Here is a 16194-nt window from a genome sequence, read left to right as displayed (position 1 = left end):
CCCGCATAGCGGGTGGTTTTTTGTTTCGCACGCTTCGCGAGCTCAACTGGCTAAAGCCTAAAACAAAAACACGCCGTGTCCGGCGTGTTTCCTCTTTCTTATGCGCAATTATTCCCGCAGCGTTTTCAGCGCGCCGCTCCAGGCGATGACCTGATCCAGCATCGTATTCAAAACCCCTTCCTGATGCGGCGCCGGTTTGAACACGGTATAGTTTTCGAAATCGCCATGAAAAGTCAATCCGACCTGCGCGCGGACGACGGCCAGCATGAGCTCGCCGGCGATGAGGCGCAGGTTTTCCGCGGCCCGCACGCCGCCGCCTCCGCCGTAACCGACGATGCCGGCCGCTTTGTTGTTCCATTCGTAATATAAATAATCGATGGCGTTTTTGAGCGCTCCCGAAATGGCATGGTTATATTCCGGAGCAAGGAAAACGTAGCCGTCAAACGATTTGATTTTTTCCGACCAGGCGATCGTATGGGGTTTCGTGTATTGGCCCGATGCCGCCCCCATCGGCTCATCCAGCAGCGGCAGGTTATAATCGGCAATGTCGACGATTTCGAACCTGGCGTCCTCCCGCCGTTTGGCGATGTCGTACGCCCAATCCGCTACGGCCTTTCCGTGGCGCCCCGGGCGCGTGCTTCCGATAATGATGGCAATGTTCAACATGTGTTTTTCCTCCCTGTTTTTATTGGATAATGGTTCTAAATACATAGGTGAATCGCGTCATTGGAGCCTGTTATGCCTTTCCCTGCGGCTGTGCTGCCGGCGCACCTGCCGGCTTGATGCCGGAGCGGCTCTCCCTTTTCAAATACCAATGCCCTGCGATCAGCAGCACGGCATGCGCGGCCGCAAGCACCAGGAATATATTCGAATAGATATATCCCCCGCCGCCGGTGCCGAAGCTCAGCGGATTCCAGACGCGGCTTGAGCCCAGGTCCATGAATTTGCCGTTAATGGCTACGGCGACGCTCCCCGAGATGAAATTCATCATGGAAAACATGCCCATGCCGACGCCCGTTTGCGACTTGGGAAGCGTTTTGGACGCCGAGCTGGCGAGCGCAATGTTCATGAAGGTTTGGCCGACGTTGCCCAGCACCAAAATCAGGGCGATGGCCGCCGGCGGTGCCCCCGTGAAGACCGACATTAAGGCAAAGCAGGACAGCAGCAGGACGGAGGCGATATGGAACACGAACGACACGCCCCGCGCATCGGCAAGTTTGCCTCCCTTTTTCCCCAGCAGCGCCGAGCATAAGGCTGCGGGCACAAGGGCGAGCCCGATCCATCCGGACGACAGCCGCTGCTCTTCCGCCAGCAGCAGCGGGCTCAAAAAGATCAGCGAATATGAAATGCCCGTCATCAGGAAGGTGCCAGCCAGGTAAACCATGTAGCTTTTATTCTTTAAAAGCTGCGGCTGAATGAAAGGCGCCTCAGCCGATTTGATCCGGAGCCCGAACAGGATAAACGCGGCGGCGCCTCCTGCCATAAGCAGCCACGAATCTTCCGACAAGCCGAACAGCAGCATGCCTACTCCCGCGCCGAGCAGAATGGCTCCCGGCCAATCGACCCCTGCCGCCGTTCCCGGCTCGTCGTTCAAATATTTGCGGTACCAGGGCAACAAAAGCAGCGTCAGCAGCGGGATGCAAAACAGCCAGCGCCAGTCCGCCACGCTGGACACGAGCGCCGATACGACCGGGCTCAGCGCATTGCCGATCGCCAGCCCTACCGCCGACATGCCCATGGCCGTTCCCCTTTTTTCCACGGGGAAATATCGGACGGGGATCAGCGTCGCCGTTGCCGGGATGACGGCCGCCCCTGCCGCCTGAAGCGCCCTGCCGAAGATGACCATCCCGAAGGTCGCGGAACAGAGCCCCAGCACGGAACCGGCGGCGAACACGAGCAGGCCTGCCGTAAGCAGCTGCTTCAGCCGGTACCGGTCCGCCAGCTTGCCGTAAATCACGGTCCCGATCGCATAAATGAGCGTATAGACGGACGTCATCCAGCTGACCTGCGAAAGGGTCAAATGGAACTGCTCCCGGATTTGCGGAAGCACGATGTTGAACATCCCCGCGCTCATGACGGATATGATCAAGGTGCAGGCCAATAAACGGATCAGCTTCATGGCCTGGTTTTGCCGGGCTTCTTCCTCCATATCTCTCATCCTCCTCCAAAAGTGTCCGTCAGTGCTTACTGACATGTACAGCAAAAGAAAAACGTCGTGAAGACGTAGTTCTAGGTTTCCGAACGGTTGGAACCCGATCATCCCATTGCCCCGAAAAAACATACGGTGGGACCTCTTTCCGCAAATCCGTTCCGCGAGCGGGACCATGCCCGGGAAGGCCGCGCGAAAAGGTCACGGGGTCAACGCTTTCGCAAAAATATGGACGCTTTCCTCGATAAACGCATCCAGCGTTACGCCGGGGAAGTTTTCGTCTTTTTCCAGCTCATTCAAAAATGCGCCGAAATGCATCATCAAAAAGGACATCGCCTGAAGCTCCGGATTCGTCCGGACCAGCTTCCCCTTTTCGGACATGGCCACGAAATATTGCGTCAAAAACTCCATCAGCCGCCGCGGGTGCTGCTGCGTTTGCTGCCGGATTCCCGGAAGATGCGCTTCGTCCTTGATGCTGATCCAAATCATTTTCCGGTTGCGGCTCATCATCTCGTGGTATGTCCGCGCAATGAGCAGCAGATCGGCGTGCAAATTCCACGTAATCTTCTCTTGAAACAGCTTCGACATTTCCCCGGAATAATGGAAACGTTCAAAAGCTTCGTCGACCAGGTTCCGCTTGGAGCCGAAATGGCGAAACAGCGTTTTTTCGCTGACGCCGGCGGCCGCGGCGATTTCTTGGGTGGTCACCCCTTTATATCCCTTTTCCGCAATCAGTTCGATGGCGGAAAGCAGCATTTTGTCCCGGTTGCACAGTGCGTTTTCCAATGTCGCTTCATCTCCTTCAGCCATCGTGACAGTGCGTACTGACAGTCATAGTCTATCCCAAGATGTTCCAAGTGTCAATGGCCATAAAAAAAGCCCCGCCTATTTTCCTTGCATCAAGGATCATTTGCGGGGACAAATCGATTGCCGGCTTCGAAACCGGCTTCGTTGTTTAGTTCGGCAAAACGGGCCTCTCCTGCATGAAATCGCCGTATTCCTCCATCCAGCGCTGCAGTTCTTCCGCCAGCCGCCGGATGTGCGGGGCATTCGCGGGGTCGCCTGAAACGTCGTTCGTTTCCCAAGGGTCGGCCTCCAAATCGAACAGCTGGATCCGGTCCGTTCCGGTATCGGTCACCGGCGAACGGTAATAGCGGATAAGCTTCCATTTGCCGTCCTTGGCCATCCGCTGCACATCGCGGTATGCCGTGCAGACTACAGGACGGAGACGCTCCCGGCCTTCGAGCAGGGGAACCAGGCTCACCCCGCCCGCACCGGCAGGCATCCGGAGCCCGCATAGCTCCGCCAGCGTCGGAAACATGTCGATGTTGCTGGCCAGCGCCGGAATCCGCCGTCCTTGCGGAACGCCCGGTCCCCGCAGAATGAACGGAATCCGAATGCTGTGGTCATAAACGTTCTGCTTGCCCATCAACCCGTGCTGGCCGATCGACAAGCCGTGATCCGCCGTATACACGATGATCGTATCCTCGTAGATCCCTTTGTCCTTCAGCGCGGAGACGACGCGCCCGATATGGGCGTCCATATGGGTGATCATCGCATAATAATCGGCGATATGGCGGCGGATTTCCGCTTCGTCCCGCGGGAGCCGCGCCAGCTTTTCGTCCCGCACCTCCATATCCCCCGCGTCAAACGGATGGCGCTCCAAGAAATTGGCGGGCAGCGGGATCGTCTCCGGATCGTACATTCCCGCATACGGCTCGGGCGCGGTACGGGGATCATGCGGGGCGGTATAAGCGAGATACAGATAAAAAGGCTGCTCGCGATCGTATTCCCGGATAAAATCGACGGCCGCGTTCGTAAACAGCTCGGTGGAGAACGTCTCGCAAACCTGTTCGCGTTCCTGCGGGTAGCTGCCTTCGGGATCAAACGGCTGAACCGGAACGCGGTCATGGTCGCTCATGCCGTAGAAAAACAGTTTGTCTCCCCCGGCGAAACTCCGGGCAAAGCTCCCCTTGTCGTTATGCCACTTGCCGACGGCATAGGTATGGTATCCGTCCGCCCGGAACGTTTGCGGCATCAGCGGAACGTCGGGGCGTATGTTCACGGAGTGCTCCCAGACGCTGACGTCGCTTCCGACCATCGAGCGGAAGATGGGCCGGCCCGTGTTGACGCAAGCCCGGCTCGGCGCACAAACCGCCCCCGTCAGTCCCCCGAAAATATGCATTCCTTCAAGCGCCGTGCCTTCGCCCGACAACGCGTCCAAGGTCGGCGTTTGGATGACGCCGTTGCCTGAAGACCGGATGGCTTCGTAACGGTGATCATCGGAAATGATAAAAACGACGTTTGGTTTTTTCATGTTGCAGCATCCCTCCTTTTTGAAAAAGCGTCATTAACGGTATCCTGCCGAGTCCACGGCAGCGCTTCCGTGTTCGTCCCTACACTCCTCTGACCCGCAATAAAACGGTCTGAACATCCGCCGAATGAGGGCCGACCATAACGTCGAATTCGCCTTCCTCAACGGTTTCCTCCAAGTTCCTTCCCACGAAAGAAAGCTGCTCCGTTCCGATCTCGAACGTCACTTCCCGGGTTTCTCCCGGCGCAAGGAACACTTTGGCGAAGCCTTTGAGCTCTTTTGCGGGCCGGGTTACCGAGCTGACTTTGTCGCCGATGTAAAGCTGCACGGTTTCGGCTCCTGCCCGGCCGCCTTTATTCGTTATGCAGACCGTTACCCGGGTACTCCCGTTTGCCGCGATTTCGGAGTCCGAAAGGGACAACGGCCCGTATTCGAATTCGGTATAGCTGAGCCCGTACCCGAACGGATAGCTTGGTTTCGTATCGGTTTCAAGGTAACGTCTTCCGGTCGTTCTTTTTCCGTTGTAACGGACGGGCAGCTGGCCGACATCCTTCGGAATCGATACGGTCAGCCGGCCCGAAGGATTGGCATCGCCAAACAGCAGGTCGGCAAGGGCGTTGCCGCCTTCCTGGCCCGGATACCATGCTTCCAGGATCGCATCGGCGCGTTCGTCGATCCACGGCTCCGCAACCGGCCGTCCATTGATGTACACGACGACCAGCGGCTTGCCCAGCTTTGCGATTTCTTGCGCAAGCTCTCTTTGCACGCCCGACAGCGCAAGCGTGGCGCGGTCGATCCCTTCCCCGCAGTCCATGTCGCTGTGCGGGCTGTCCGTGACGATCGATGCGCCGGTGCGCAGGTCGATCGTGCCCTCCCCGAAATCGCGCGCGCTCGAACCGCCGAGCACCAGCACGACCACGTCGGCTTTTGCCGCCGTTTCGACCGCCGTGTCGAACCCTTCCCGGCTGTCATCCTTGATTCTGCATCCCGGCGCGTAAAACACGCGCTCCGGCGCATGCGCCAACCGGTTCCGGACGCCGTCCAGAACGGTGGAGACGTTTTGCCGGGGTTGCGGGGACGTGTAATCCCCAAGCTGGTTGTACATGTTGTCCGCATTCGGTCCGATGACGGCGATTTTGCCGGCGCCATCCTTGCTTAACGGCAGCAGGCGATCCTTGTTTTTCAGCAGCACGATGCCTTCAAGAGCCGCCTGGCGGGCCAAAGCGGCATGTTCGCGGCTGCCGATGATCCGGGCCGCGCGCTCCGGGTCCACGTACGGCCGCTCGAACAATCCGAGCTCGAATTTGATGCGCAAAATGCGGGATACCGCCTCATCCAGGACCGCCATGTCCACGCGCCCGTTCAGCACCGCCTGCTCCAGATGGGCCCGAAACATGTCCCCCGACATTTCCATGTCGACGCCGGCCTTCAGCGCGGACGCGGCCGCTTCTTCCGGACTTGCCGCCGTATCATGTCCCCATACGAGCATGTTGATCGCCCCGCAGTCCGTGATGACGAACCCGTCGAAGCCCCACTGCTTCCACAGCACGTCCGTCAGCAAATACGGATCCGACGTGCAAGGGATGCCGTCGATTTCGTTGTACGCCGTCATGACCGACTTCGCTCCGGCCCGGACGGCCGCCCGAAACGGCTTCAAATCCACCTCGTGCAGCTCCCGAAGCCCCATATGCACCGGCGCGCTGTTGCGCCCGCCCTCGGAGCTGCCGTAGCCCGCAAAATGCTTCAGGGTAGCGACGACGCTGTCATCCGCGTCCAGGCGTTCCCCCTGCAGCCCCCTGACGGCCGCTTCCGCCATGGCCGAGGCCAGGTAAGGATCTTCCCCGTACGTTTCCTCGGTGCGGCCCCAGCGCGGATCGCGGACGACATCCAGCACCGGGGAATACGTCGCCGCCCCGCCCTGGCTGCGCGTCTCAAGCGCGATCGCCCGGCATACCCGCTCGTACAGCTCCAGGTTCCATGCGCTGGCCAGCGACAACGGAACCGGAAAGACGGTGGCCCCGATCGCCATATGGCCGTGGGAGCATTCCTCCCCGAACAGGATCGGGATGCCGAGCCGCGAATGCTCTATCGCGCAACGCTGGATGGCGTTCATCGTTTCCGCCCCCTCCCGCGGGGAGAGTCCCGTCTCCAGGGTGACCTCCGTCCACGGATCGGCGCGCAGCACGCCGTAAAGCGAACCGATTTTGCCTTGGGCCGCTTCCTCTTTAAACGACTCGGTCAACGTAATTTGCCCGCCGTTTCGTTCGTACACTTTCCAGCCGAACAGCTGCACGAGCTGCCCTACTTTTTCCTGCAGCGTCATCAAACCGAGCAGATGCTCCGTTCTGGCTTCGATGCTTAAAGATGCGTCTTTGTAATTCACCGGTCGTGCTCCTCCTCCGTGACATATCCGGTTTTCCCGGCATGCAATCGTTCGATGAAACAATAAAGGCAATAGCCAACCCCCGGCGAAAACGCCGGAGTTGTTGGCTATTGCGGCTTGGAACTTCAAGTTATTTTCCGGAGTTCCAGCGGTCGTATGCTCCCTGGTACAGCTCGACGATGCGGTCGGCCCCCATTTTCTTCAGCTGCGCCACGTAGCTGTCCCAATCGGACAGCGGCACTTGCCCGGTGACGAATTTCGCCTCCATCTGCTGCACGTACGTATCCAGGTCGGAGAACAATGCGGAAGCTTCCGACTGTTCCTCGTTCGTCAAGTATACGTTAGGGAACGGCGTTTTGCCGATCGGCACGAGTTTTTCGGCGTTTTCTTTATCGATCCAGGCGTCAAAGTCGGTCCGCAGCCCTTTCGTGACTTCCGGATCGTTGATGCCCGGCGTCAAAATGCCGAAGTTCGGCGTAATCGTTCCGCGATATTCCTCGCGGTCGCCGCCGCCCGGAACCGGCAGCCATTCCTTGACGTGGTTTTCCTTGTCTTTATATTTCCACAGCGTGCCTTCAGGTCCCTGGTTGAAGAGCGTGGAACCTTCATAGCCGTACAGGTAGTCGATCCAGCGCATGGTCGCTTCCGGATTCGGGTTTTTGTTCGTGATCGCAAAGGTGCCGTTGGCGGACATGCCCGGATGTTTGCCGTAGACCGGCGTGCCCGGAATTTCGCTTTTCACCGGCGTCATGAGCGGGTTGTCCCCGCTTGGCTCGCCGCCGAGCGTAAAGTAAGGATAATAGTCGTTAAACAATGCGATTCGGTTGTCCTGCCCTTTCGCCTTTTTCTGGTCAGGCGTCTGCGAGAACGTTTCGTGGTCCAGCAGGTCTTCCTTCCACAGCTTGTTCATGAACGTCAAATATCCTTTGTAGCCTTCTTCCTGTGGAGAATAATGCACTTTCCCGTCTTTGTCGGCGTAAATTTTTTCGTCGTACATGCCCCAGAAGCCGAAGAAGTACATGCGCAGGTCGTCCAGCTTGACGGAAGTCAGCGGAATTTCATCCTTTTTGCCGTTGCCGTTCGGGTCCTCCTCCTTGACGCGTTTCAGGAACGCGTACAGCTCGTCGGTCGTCTTCGGCAGTTCGGTGACGTTCAAGGCTTTCAGGAATTTGCCGTTGTACCACATCGGGCTGCGGTACCAAACGGCGGCCGTATCAATGAACGGAAGCGCATACATATGTCCGTCCGGCGTCGTGAAGGATTTGCGCACGTCCGGATGCTCGTCGAGTATTTTTTTAATGTTGGGCGCGTATCCTTCGTCGATGTATTTTTCAAGCGGCAGCAGGATGCCCTGCGTACCGTAGGTTACCTGCTCCGACGGCTTCAGGTCGGCGGCGTACAGCATATCCGGCAGATCGCCGCTCGCGAACATCAGGTTTTTCTTCGTGGCGAAGCTGTCGATCGGCGAAAGCTGGGGCTCCAGGTGAATGCCGGTCAGTTTCTCCATTTCTTTCAAGACGGGCATCTGGTTCCAGTCCGCTTTCCCCGCATCCTGGGACATCACCTTAAGCGTAATCGGTTTGTCAACGATCGGGAAGCCTTCTTTTTTGACGCCTTCGGCCGCTGACGGGGACGCTGAGCCTTTTTCTCCCGCTCCTTCTTTGGAACCGCACGCCGCCAACAGGCTGACGGACACCGCGAGGCAGAGCGCAATGGATGAAGCCTTGCGAATCTTGTTCATGACAACAACTCCCTTTTTCAATGTAAGTTATTGATATATGGCAAGATCAGCCCTTGACGGAACCGATCATGACACCTTGCACGAAATAACGCTGAAGGAAAGGATAAATGACGATGACCGGCACGGTGGCCACGATGATGACCGCGTATTTCACCAGCGCGGCAATCTCGGCTTTGCTGTTCATCGCCGCGGCCGTCGAGGCGTCGATCGCCCCGCCGCCCTGGGCCGCCATCTCCTGCAACACGAGGATTTGGCGCAGGACGAGCTGCAGCGGATATTTGGCCGAATCGTTCAAATAAATAAGCGCCGAGAAATAGCTGTTCCAGTTGCCCACGCCGTAAAACAGCGCCATGACCGCAATGATCGGCATCGACAGCGGCAGGATGATCTTCACGAACAGCCGCATGTTGGTACAGCCGTCGATTTGCGCGGCCTCCTGCAGCTCCTTCGGAATCGAGCTCTGGAAAAACGTGCGGGACACGATGATGTTCCAAATCGATGCCGCAGACGGAATGACGATCGCCCACATCGTGTTGATCATGCCGAGCTGCTTCACCAGCAGGTAGGTCGGTACCAGCCCGCCGCCGAAAAACATCGTCACCATGAACATGCCCATAAAGAAGTTGCGGCCGACGAAATCCCTGCGGCTCAGCGCATAAGCTGCCGGCAGCGTAACCACGAGGTTGATGGCGGTCCCTACCACCGTATATAAAATGGTGTTCGCGTATCCGTTCCAAATGTTCGAATTTTCAAACACCCGTTTGTAGCCTTCAAAAGTGATGCCTTTCGGCCACAGCCACATTTCCCCGGAACCGACGAACTTCGGATCGCTGATCGATGCGCTGATCATATACACCAGCGGATAAAACACGATCGCAAAGGCCAAAAAAACGTAAATGTAGTTGCAGACGAGAAACGCCTTGTCGCGTTTGGTTTCTTTTACGCCCGAAAGCATCCGCGCATCCTCCTTTCTACCACAAGCTGTTTTCGCTCGTCCGGCGCACGATTTGATTCACGACGATCAGCAGCACGCAGTTGATCACGGAATTAAACAAGCCGATGGCCGTCGAGAAGCTGTATTGGGCATCCACGAGCCCCGAACGGTACACGAACGTCGAGATGACGTCGGAAGAACTCATGTTGAGCGGATTTTGCAAAAGCAGTATCTTTTCGAAGCCGACCCCAAGCAAACTTCCCATATTGAGAATCAGCAGGATCGTCATCGTCGGGATGAGCGTCGGGATGTTGATATGGCGGATGCGCTGAAACCGCGAAGCCCCGTCGATGATGGCCGCTTCGTGAAGCCCCGGGTCCACGCCGGAAAGCGCTGCCAAATAAATGATCGTGCCCCAACCCGCGCTTTGCCACACGCCCGATAACACGTACATCGTTTTGAACCATCTCGGATCCGTCAAAAAGTCAGGCGCTTGAAGGCCGAGCCCTTCAATGACATGAACGACGATGCCCGTCGAAGGGGACAGGAACGAGATGATCATCCCGGCCATGACGACGACCGAAATGAAATGCGGCGCGTACGTGACCGTTTGGGCCAGCTTTTTGAAAAAGCCGTTTCTGACCTCGTTAAACGCAAGCGCCAGAATGATCGGAATCGGAAATCCGACGGCGAGTTCGTACAAGCTGATGCTCAGCGTGTTCCACAACAAATCCCAAAAATAATACGAATGGAAAAAACGAATGAAATGGTCGAATCCGACCCACGGGCTGCCCGTGATCCCTTTGGTGGGAATGAAGTTTTTGAACGCGATTTGGATGCCGTACATCGGCCCGTAGGAGAAAATGAGAAAGTACAGAAACGCCGGCGCAATAAAGATGTACAATTCCCAGTTCTGGACGATTCTTTTCCAGACGCCTTTGCCGGATGTTTTGCGTTTCGGTACCGCTCCCAGCGGGATGGCCGTTTTCGTATCCTGCATAGAACCACTCCCTCATCCACTGATGAACGTTTTGGCTGCCCGCTCCTTTCCGGACTACATGCCCCGGCGGGCTGACGGCGCTTACAACCCCAAAGATATCCGACCCCGCGGGACTCGTAAATATGCCATTTTTGCAATGGGGCAAAAACGCGCTCCGCTCCTAAATTCGTACCGGACTCCAAACGTCGTTGTCAGGCGTAAATATGTCATTTTTGCTTTGATTTACGCCCTTTTGAGCTCCCGACCGCAAAAATGACAATGGGCGCACAACCCTTGACAGCGCCCCGTTTAAGCTGACATCAAAAACGCCATGTATACGCTTACAGGCGTATGACGGTTTTTTTATTGACGCTTAAGGAAGATAGATCGTCCCGGATCGAAACGGGGCCCCTGCCTTGCTCCTGATCCTGACCGGCGCAAAAAAGACACGCCGTTTCCGGCGTGTCTTCGCCCGGGCTTCCGACCCGATATCGAACCGATCAGACGCGGTCACTGATCCGCTTGGATCGTCCCTTATTTCAGCACGCTGCCGCCATATAAAAAGCGGTACTTCCAGGAGTTCGTAAAGTCCGTCACCACGACGCCGCCCGCCTTTTGCGAATAGGTGTGCAGAAGCTTGCCGTCCCCCAGGTACATCGCGACATGCGTGATCCGCTGGCTGGATTTATCGATGCCTTGGTACGCCGCGCTGCTGGAGCCTCTGTAGCTCATGAAAAAGAGGATGTCGCCGCGCTTCAGGCCGCCCACGTCATAAACCGGCGTGCTTTTTTCTTTGATCCAGGCTCCCTGCTGGCGGGAATCGGCAGGAAGCACCAGTCCGGCCCCTTCCTTGAAAATTTGGCGGATGAAATCGGAGCAGTCGAAGGTCGTCGTCGTATTCCGGTTGGAGCCGAATTCATACGGCGTGCCCAAATATTTCATGCCCGTCTGGATGACCTTCTCGATGGCTGCCGATGCGTTCTGGGAAGGTTTCGGCGCCGCCGTGTTTCCATCCGGTTTCGACGGTCCCGCCGAACCTGCGGCCACTTGGATGTACTTGCCGGAAGCGCTGGTGTAACCGACCTCGCCGGACGACGTTTTGACCTTGTAATAATACGGCGTGCTTTGGGCCAAAATCGTCACCCGCTCCCCGCGCTTCAAATAACCGAGAACATGGCTGGAGAGGGAAGGCTTGTCCCTTAATCGGACCGAAGCTTGAACCAAGCCGGTCTGAACCTTGGCTGCCGATTGGACTACGGCCGAAGCCTCCGCCGCATGGGATGGGGTTGGAAGCAGGAAAGCTGCCGAGATTGCGGCCGATACCGCAAAACAGCCGAGAATGCTTTTCTTGATGTTGATCATGTTGTTTCCTCCTTGAAAATATTACATTTTTGTAACATTTAGGTTATAACGTTGCCTCAGGCATTGTTTGCGTTGTACTGTTCACCATTATGTCAGAGCTTGGACGTTGGGACATGGTCAATATTTCACAAAAAATGACGCCAAATTATGGTTAAATTTAGGTCGTAAGTCCTTTTTTCTCCTTGAAAATGGTTTCAAAGGAATAATTACGATTTTGTAAACATAAAAAAACGGCGCCACGATCCGTTGACCGTAAACGCCGTTTGTCGTCGCTGGCCGCACGGGCCGCCAACAACAAGGCAAAAGCTTTTATTCATCTCTTCCTTCGTAACGGAAATGGGAAAAATCGGCATGTATGCCTTGGAACTGCTGCATGTCGTGGACCGCAATCCCTATAAAGTTCCCCGTAAAACCTCCGCTCAGGAAGCCGATGTCGGTCGCCCCATGCAGCGGCTGCCAATCTTCTTCGCCGGCACCGGCCCGGTAATAAAACCGCGCATTCGTGCCCTCCGCTTCCACCGACAGCTGGACCGACTCGTCCGGAACCGGAACAAGTACCGGCAAAAGGGCGAATTCGTCCGCCGCGCAGCGCATCATCCGCAGCACCTTCCCCTGTCCTTCTTCATGGGTGGCATAAGCGTACAAATAATTGTCTTCATTGAGGTACAGCATCAGCCCGGCCATTTGCAAATAACTTTCCGGCGCAAATTCGAACGCGGTTTCGGCGCGAAAACGGACGTCGGTTTGCCGGATCGCCACCATATGCTGGCGGAACAGGCTTTGCGGAGACTCCCCGGCGCGGATCCGCAGATATCCGGGGCGCTCGCGCTGGGAACACCAGCTTTCATCCGCCAGGATCCGAAGGGTATTCCACGTTTTGTTCAACCGCTCGCCATCAAAAGCGTCCTCAAAAATATGCCGTTCCGTCCGCTCCGGCACCTTCACGCCTTGGGGAGCCGGCACCTCCGTGCGCGGCGCGCTGCCGCCTCCGGTCAGGCGCAGCCAGCCTGCGTCGTCCCAATACACTTGCTGAAGCGCGGTTTCCCGTCCCAAAATGGCGTATTGGCCTTCGACCGGACGCGTGCATAGATGGGCCATGTACCATTCGCCTGCGGGCGTCTGCACGAGGCTGCCGTGCCCTGCGCATTGCAGCGCCAGCTCCGGCCGCTCGCGCGAGGTCAGCATGGGATTGAGCGGGTCCACTTCGTATGGGCCGAGCAATTCCTTCGACCGCGCCACCGTCACCGCGTGTCCGGCCCCCGTTCCGCCTTCGGCCGTAATCAGGTAATAATATCCGCCTCGTTTGTAAATGTGGGGCGCTTCCGTCTTTTTCAGCCAGGTGCAGTCGAACAGCTTATGCGGTTTGCCCACAAGCCGCCGCTGCCCGGGATCGTATTCCTGAATGACGATGCCGCTCGATTTGTTTCCTTCCGTGATGCGGTAATCCCATAAGGCGTTGAGCAGCCATTTCCGCCCGTCCTCGTCGTGGAACAACGAAGGATCGAAGCCGCTGCTGTTCAGGTACACCGGTTCGGACCAAGGCCCTTCGAGCGAGCTTGCGGTGATCAAATAGTTATGCGCATCCTTAAACGGGCGTTTCGTGCTTTTCACGTCGGTGTACAACAGGTAAAAAAGGCCGTCGCTGTAGCTGAGCTGCGGCGCCCAGATGCTGCAGTTTTTCGGATTGCCCCGCAAGTCGACCTGGTCCGTAAGCAGGTCGGTGAAATGCTCCCAGGAGGCCAAATCCCGGGACCGGTACACCCTGATCCCCGGAAGCCATTCAAAAGAAGATACCGCGATATAATACATGTCGTCCACGCGCAAAATGCACGGGTCCGGATTAAATCCTTTCAAAATCGGATTTTTGATCACGCCTCTTGCCGTCGTTACTGCCATGTTCCGTTCTCTCCTCCCTGAATCCAGAAATCCGTGCCTAGGAACACGTCTTTTTTATCCGGGGCCGCATCAAGCGAACCGGTGCACAACGCCCATGGCACCCGCCGCTCCCGCAGCGTTTTGGCGTCATGAACCCCGAATTCCCGGTAGCGGACCGTCGTTTCGTTGGCGGGATTGTCCCAGTTATGCCAGCCTTCGGGAACGATATGCCCGCCCAGCTTGCAGCTGACGAAATCCGTTTTGGCATGCGCCCTCCACGGACGGCCCAGATACACGCCCGTCACCCCGGGTTCCGCCGTCAACGCGCAATCCCGGAACACGTAGCCGTGCTCCGCTCCCGGCGGCGTCGAAGCCGCCGTCACGTACCCCCGGCTCCCCCGCTTCGCATGGGCCAAGCTGCGAATCTCGCACCGCTCGAAAAAGGCGGTCGCTCCGCCGAAAATAAAATCGACGGTGCCTTCGATCCGGCAGTACTGGTACAGCTGGCGGCAGCGGTCATGGCGCTCTTTTAACGGGATGCCGCCAAAGGAGCCCCCATGCTTGGGCGCCGGGGGCAGCGGCCCGGTAAACAGCGTATCCTGATGGCCTTTGAAGGTGCAGTGCCGGAACACGGCTTCGTCGCAATAGGCGGATACCGCAACGGCCTGCCCGATGCCGTCTCCCTGCCCCGCCGCATTGGTTACGACGAGATTTTCCAGCAGCAGCCGCCTGCCGCCCAAAAACAAGGTCGGCGTCGCAAAGGTTCCGATCTCTTCTCCCGTTTCGCCCCTTTGTTTGGCGTAACGGTTCATCGTCAGCTCCACGCGTCCGATGCCGACGATGCGCAGGTTCGAGCGGTAAATCCGGACCGCCTCCTCATAGACGCCGGACAGGATGTACAGCGTCTCCTGCCGCTCGCCAGGCATCCGTTCCAGCGCGTCCACCGCTTCCCGGATCGTATGAAAATCGCAAAAGCTCTCTTTTCCAACCAGCATGCCGCATGGCCGTCCTTTCTTTGGGCCTTTTCAACGAATGCATCTGCCGTTGTCCCCGCCCCGCCTTCCGGCAAAGCCGTTCGTCCTACGTTTCGGTTTCGCTAAGTTCCGGCTCCGGCGGTGCCGCCGTGACCTGCTCCACCAGCTTTTCCGGCTTGCGGGTGTTTCGCGAGCGGCAGCCGGACACCTCGACGTTGTCCCCGTTTTCGATATAAAACGCCGGACCTTCGTGATTCTCGACCGTCACGTGGCGGAACTGCACGTCCCGGACGTTGCCCAGGTAAAAGCCCCGGTTGTTCATGTCCTCGATTCCCGCCATCATGGCCGGCTTGCCCGGAATGGCCTGTTCAGCCATCGAAACGTCGATATCCGTGAAGGTCACCTCGGAAACGTAACGCTCGGCCAAACCGTACAGGAAACCGGCTGCCGCATGGACGTTCCGCGCCGTAATGTTCGCAAAATGGATCCGCCGGAACGTCGGCGTTTCCTCCGTTACCGGGTAAGGACGCTTATCCCACACGTATTTGTCTTTGCCGCGCGGACCGCAGAAATAATACAGGTTCATGATAAACGGGCATATGACGTCTTCCATCACGATATTGCTCACCCGGACGTCCTCGACGGTCCCGCCGCGGCCCCGTCTCGACTTGAGGCGGATGCCGCGGTCGGTCTGCTTGAAGATGCAGTTCGTAATGGCGACGTTCCGAATGTCCCCGCTCATTTCGCTCCCCAGCACCACCCCGCCATGACCGTGGATCATCGTGCAGTTTGCGATCGCGATGTTTTCGCACGGAATGCGCTCCTTCGTGTCTTCGGTTCCGGATTTGATGGCGATGCAGTCGTCCCCGACGTCGATATGGCAGTTGCTGATGCGCACGTTGCTGCAGGATTCCGGATCGATGCCGTCGGTGTTCGGCGAATCGGCCGGATTCCAGATCGAAACGTTGTCGATCGTTACGTCGTTGCAGCGGATCGGGTTGATCGTCCAGCTGGGGGAATTCCGCAGCATGACGTCCTTGATCGTCACCCGGGAGCAGCCGTCGAAGCTGATCAGCTTGGGCCGCGGGTATTCAAGCTCCTGCCGCCGGTTGCGGAACAGATCCCACCACGCCTGGCCGTTGCCTTCCAGCGTCCCGCTGCCGGTGATCGATACGTTGACGAGGTCTTTGCCGAAAATGCAGGAGGCGTGGACCTGGCGCCGGACGCCTTCCCAGCGGGATTCCACGGCAGGATAATCGCCCGGATCGGTCGTGAAGGAAAGCACCGCCCCCGGGCTCAGACGCAGCTCGATATGATCCTTCAGAAAAATCGCTCCCGTGCGGAAGGTTCCCGCCGGCACGTATACGGTGCCGCCGCCGGCCGCGCTTGCCGCGGCGATGGCGGAGCGGATCGCCTCCGTCGACGGCTCCGGGCTGTTGCGGTGCGCGCCGTAGTCGATAATGTTGTGCATGTGCATGTCAGC

Annotated in this window: 12 protein-coding genes; all 12 read right to left on the bottom strand. The window is 57.7% G+C overall.

Annotation, left to right across the window (positions count from 1 at the left end):
* Positions 1 to 108: 108 nt before the first annotated feature.
* Complete coding sequence (locus tag NYE48_RS07740) at positions 109 to 666, bottom strand: NADPH-dependent FMN reductase (RefSeq protein WP_340997873.1); 558 nt, start codon at positions 664 to 666, stop codon at positions 109 to 111.
* Positions 667 to 736: 70 nt separating this feature from the next.
* The gene (locus tag NYE48_RS07735; RefSeq protein WP_340997872.1) at positions 737 to 2149 is read right to left on the bottom strand and encodes an MFS transporter; all 1413 of its coding nucleotides are present in this window, start codon (positions 2147 to 2149) and stop codon (positions 737 to 739) included.
* Between the two features lie 201 nt (positions 2150 to 2350).
* Entirely contained in the window at positions 2351 to 2905 is a 555-nt protein-coding gene (locus NYE48_RS07730) for a TetR/AcrR family transcriptional regulator (RefSeq protein ID WP_341000614.1), read from the bottom strand.
* A 199-nt stretch (positions 2906 to 3104) separates the two neighbouring features.
* On the bottom strand, positions 3105 to 4466 hold the full coding sequence (locus NYE48_RS07725) for a sulfatase-like hydrolase/transferase (protein ID WP_340997871.1): 1362 nt from the start codon (positions 4464 to 4466) through the stop codon (positions 3105 to 3107).
* Positions 4467 to 4545: 79 nt separating this feature from the next.
* Entirely contained in the window at positions 4546 to 6846 is a 2301-nt protein-coding gene (locus NYE48_RS07720) for a glycoside hydrolase family 3 N-terminal domain-containing protein (RefSeq protein ID WP_340997868.1), read from the bottom strand.
* A 130-nt stretch (positions 6847 to 6976) separates the two neighbouring features.
* Positions 6977 to 8587: an extracellular solute-binding protein gene (locus NYE48_RS07715; RefSeq protein ID WP_212950404.1), complete on the bottom strand. Its 1611-nt coding sequence runs from the start codon at positions 8585 to 8587 to the stop codon at positions 6977 to 6979.
* 46 nt (positions 8588 to 8633) lie between these two features.
* Positions 8634 to 9542, bottom strand: a complete 909-nt coding sequence (locus NYE48_RS07710) for a carbohydrate ABC transporter permease (protein WP_340997865.1) — start codon at positions 9540 to 9542, stop codon at positions 8634 to 8636.
* A 16-nt stretch (positions 9543 to 9558) separates the two neighbouring features.
* The gene (locus NYE48_RS07705; protein WP_036706504.1) at positions 9559 to 10521 is read right to left on the bottom strand and encodes an ABC transporter permease; all 963 of its coding nucleotides are present in this window, start codon (positions 10519 to 10521) and stop codon (positions 9559 to 9561) included.
* Between the two features lie 513 nt (positions 10522 to 11034).
* Positions 11035 to 11862 (bottom strand): C40 family peptidase, encoded by an 828-nt coding sequence (locus NYE48_RS07700; RefSeq protein ID WP_052146746.1) that lies wholly within the window; start codon positions 11860 to 11862, stop codon positions 11035 to 11037.
* Positions 11863 to 12171: 309 nt separating this feature from the next.
* On the bottom strand, positions 12172 to 13758 hold the full coding sequence (locus NYE48_RS07695; protein ID WP_339321656.1) for a glycoside hydrolase family 43 protein: 1587 nt from the start codon (positions 13756 to 13758) through the stop codon (positions 12172 to 12174).
* Positions 13749 to 14732, bottom strand: coding sequence for a pectinesterase family protein (locus tag NYE48_RS07690; RefSeq protein ID WP_340997862.1), 984 nt, complete (start codon positions 14730 to 14732; stop codon positions 13749 to 13751). Before NYE48_RS07690 ends, NYE48_RS07695 begins: the two co-directional genes overlap by 10 nt.
* A gap of 85 nt (positions 14733 to 14817) precedes the next feature.
* Positions 14818 to 16188, bottom strand: coding sequence for a glycoside hydrolase family 28 protein (locus tag NYE48_RS07685; protein WP_340997860.1), 1371 nt, complete (start codon positions 16186 to 16188; stop codon positions 14818 to 14820).
* Positions 16189 to 16194: the final 6 nt, after the last annotated feature.

The organism is Paenibacillus sp. FSL M7-1455 (genome assembly GCF_038004655.1).
In the GTDB taxonomy this organism is placed as follows: domain Bacteria; phylum Bacillota; class Bacilli; order Paenibacillales; family Paenibacillaceae; genus Paenibacillus_AQ; species Paenibacillus_AQ cookii.
This window is presented reverse-complemented; position numbering and strand designations above follow the sequence as displayed.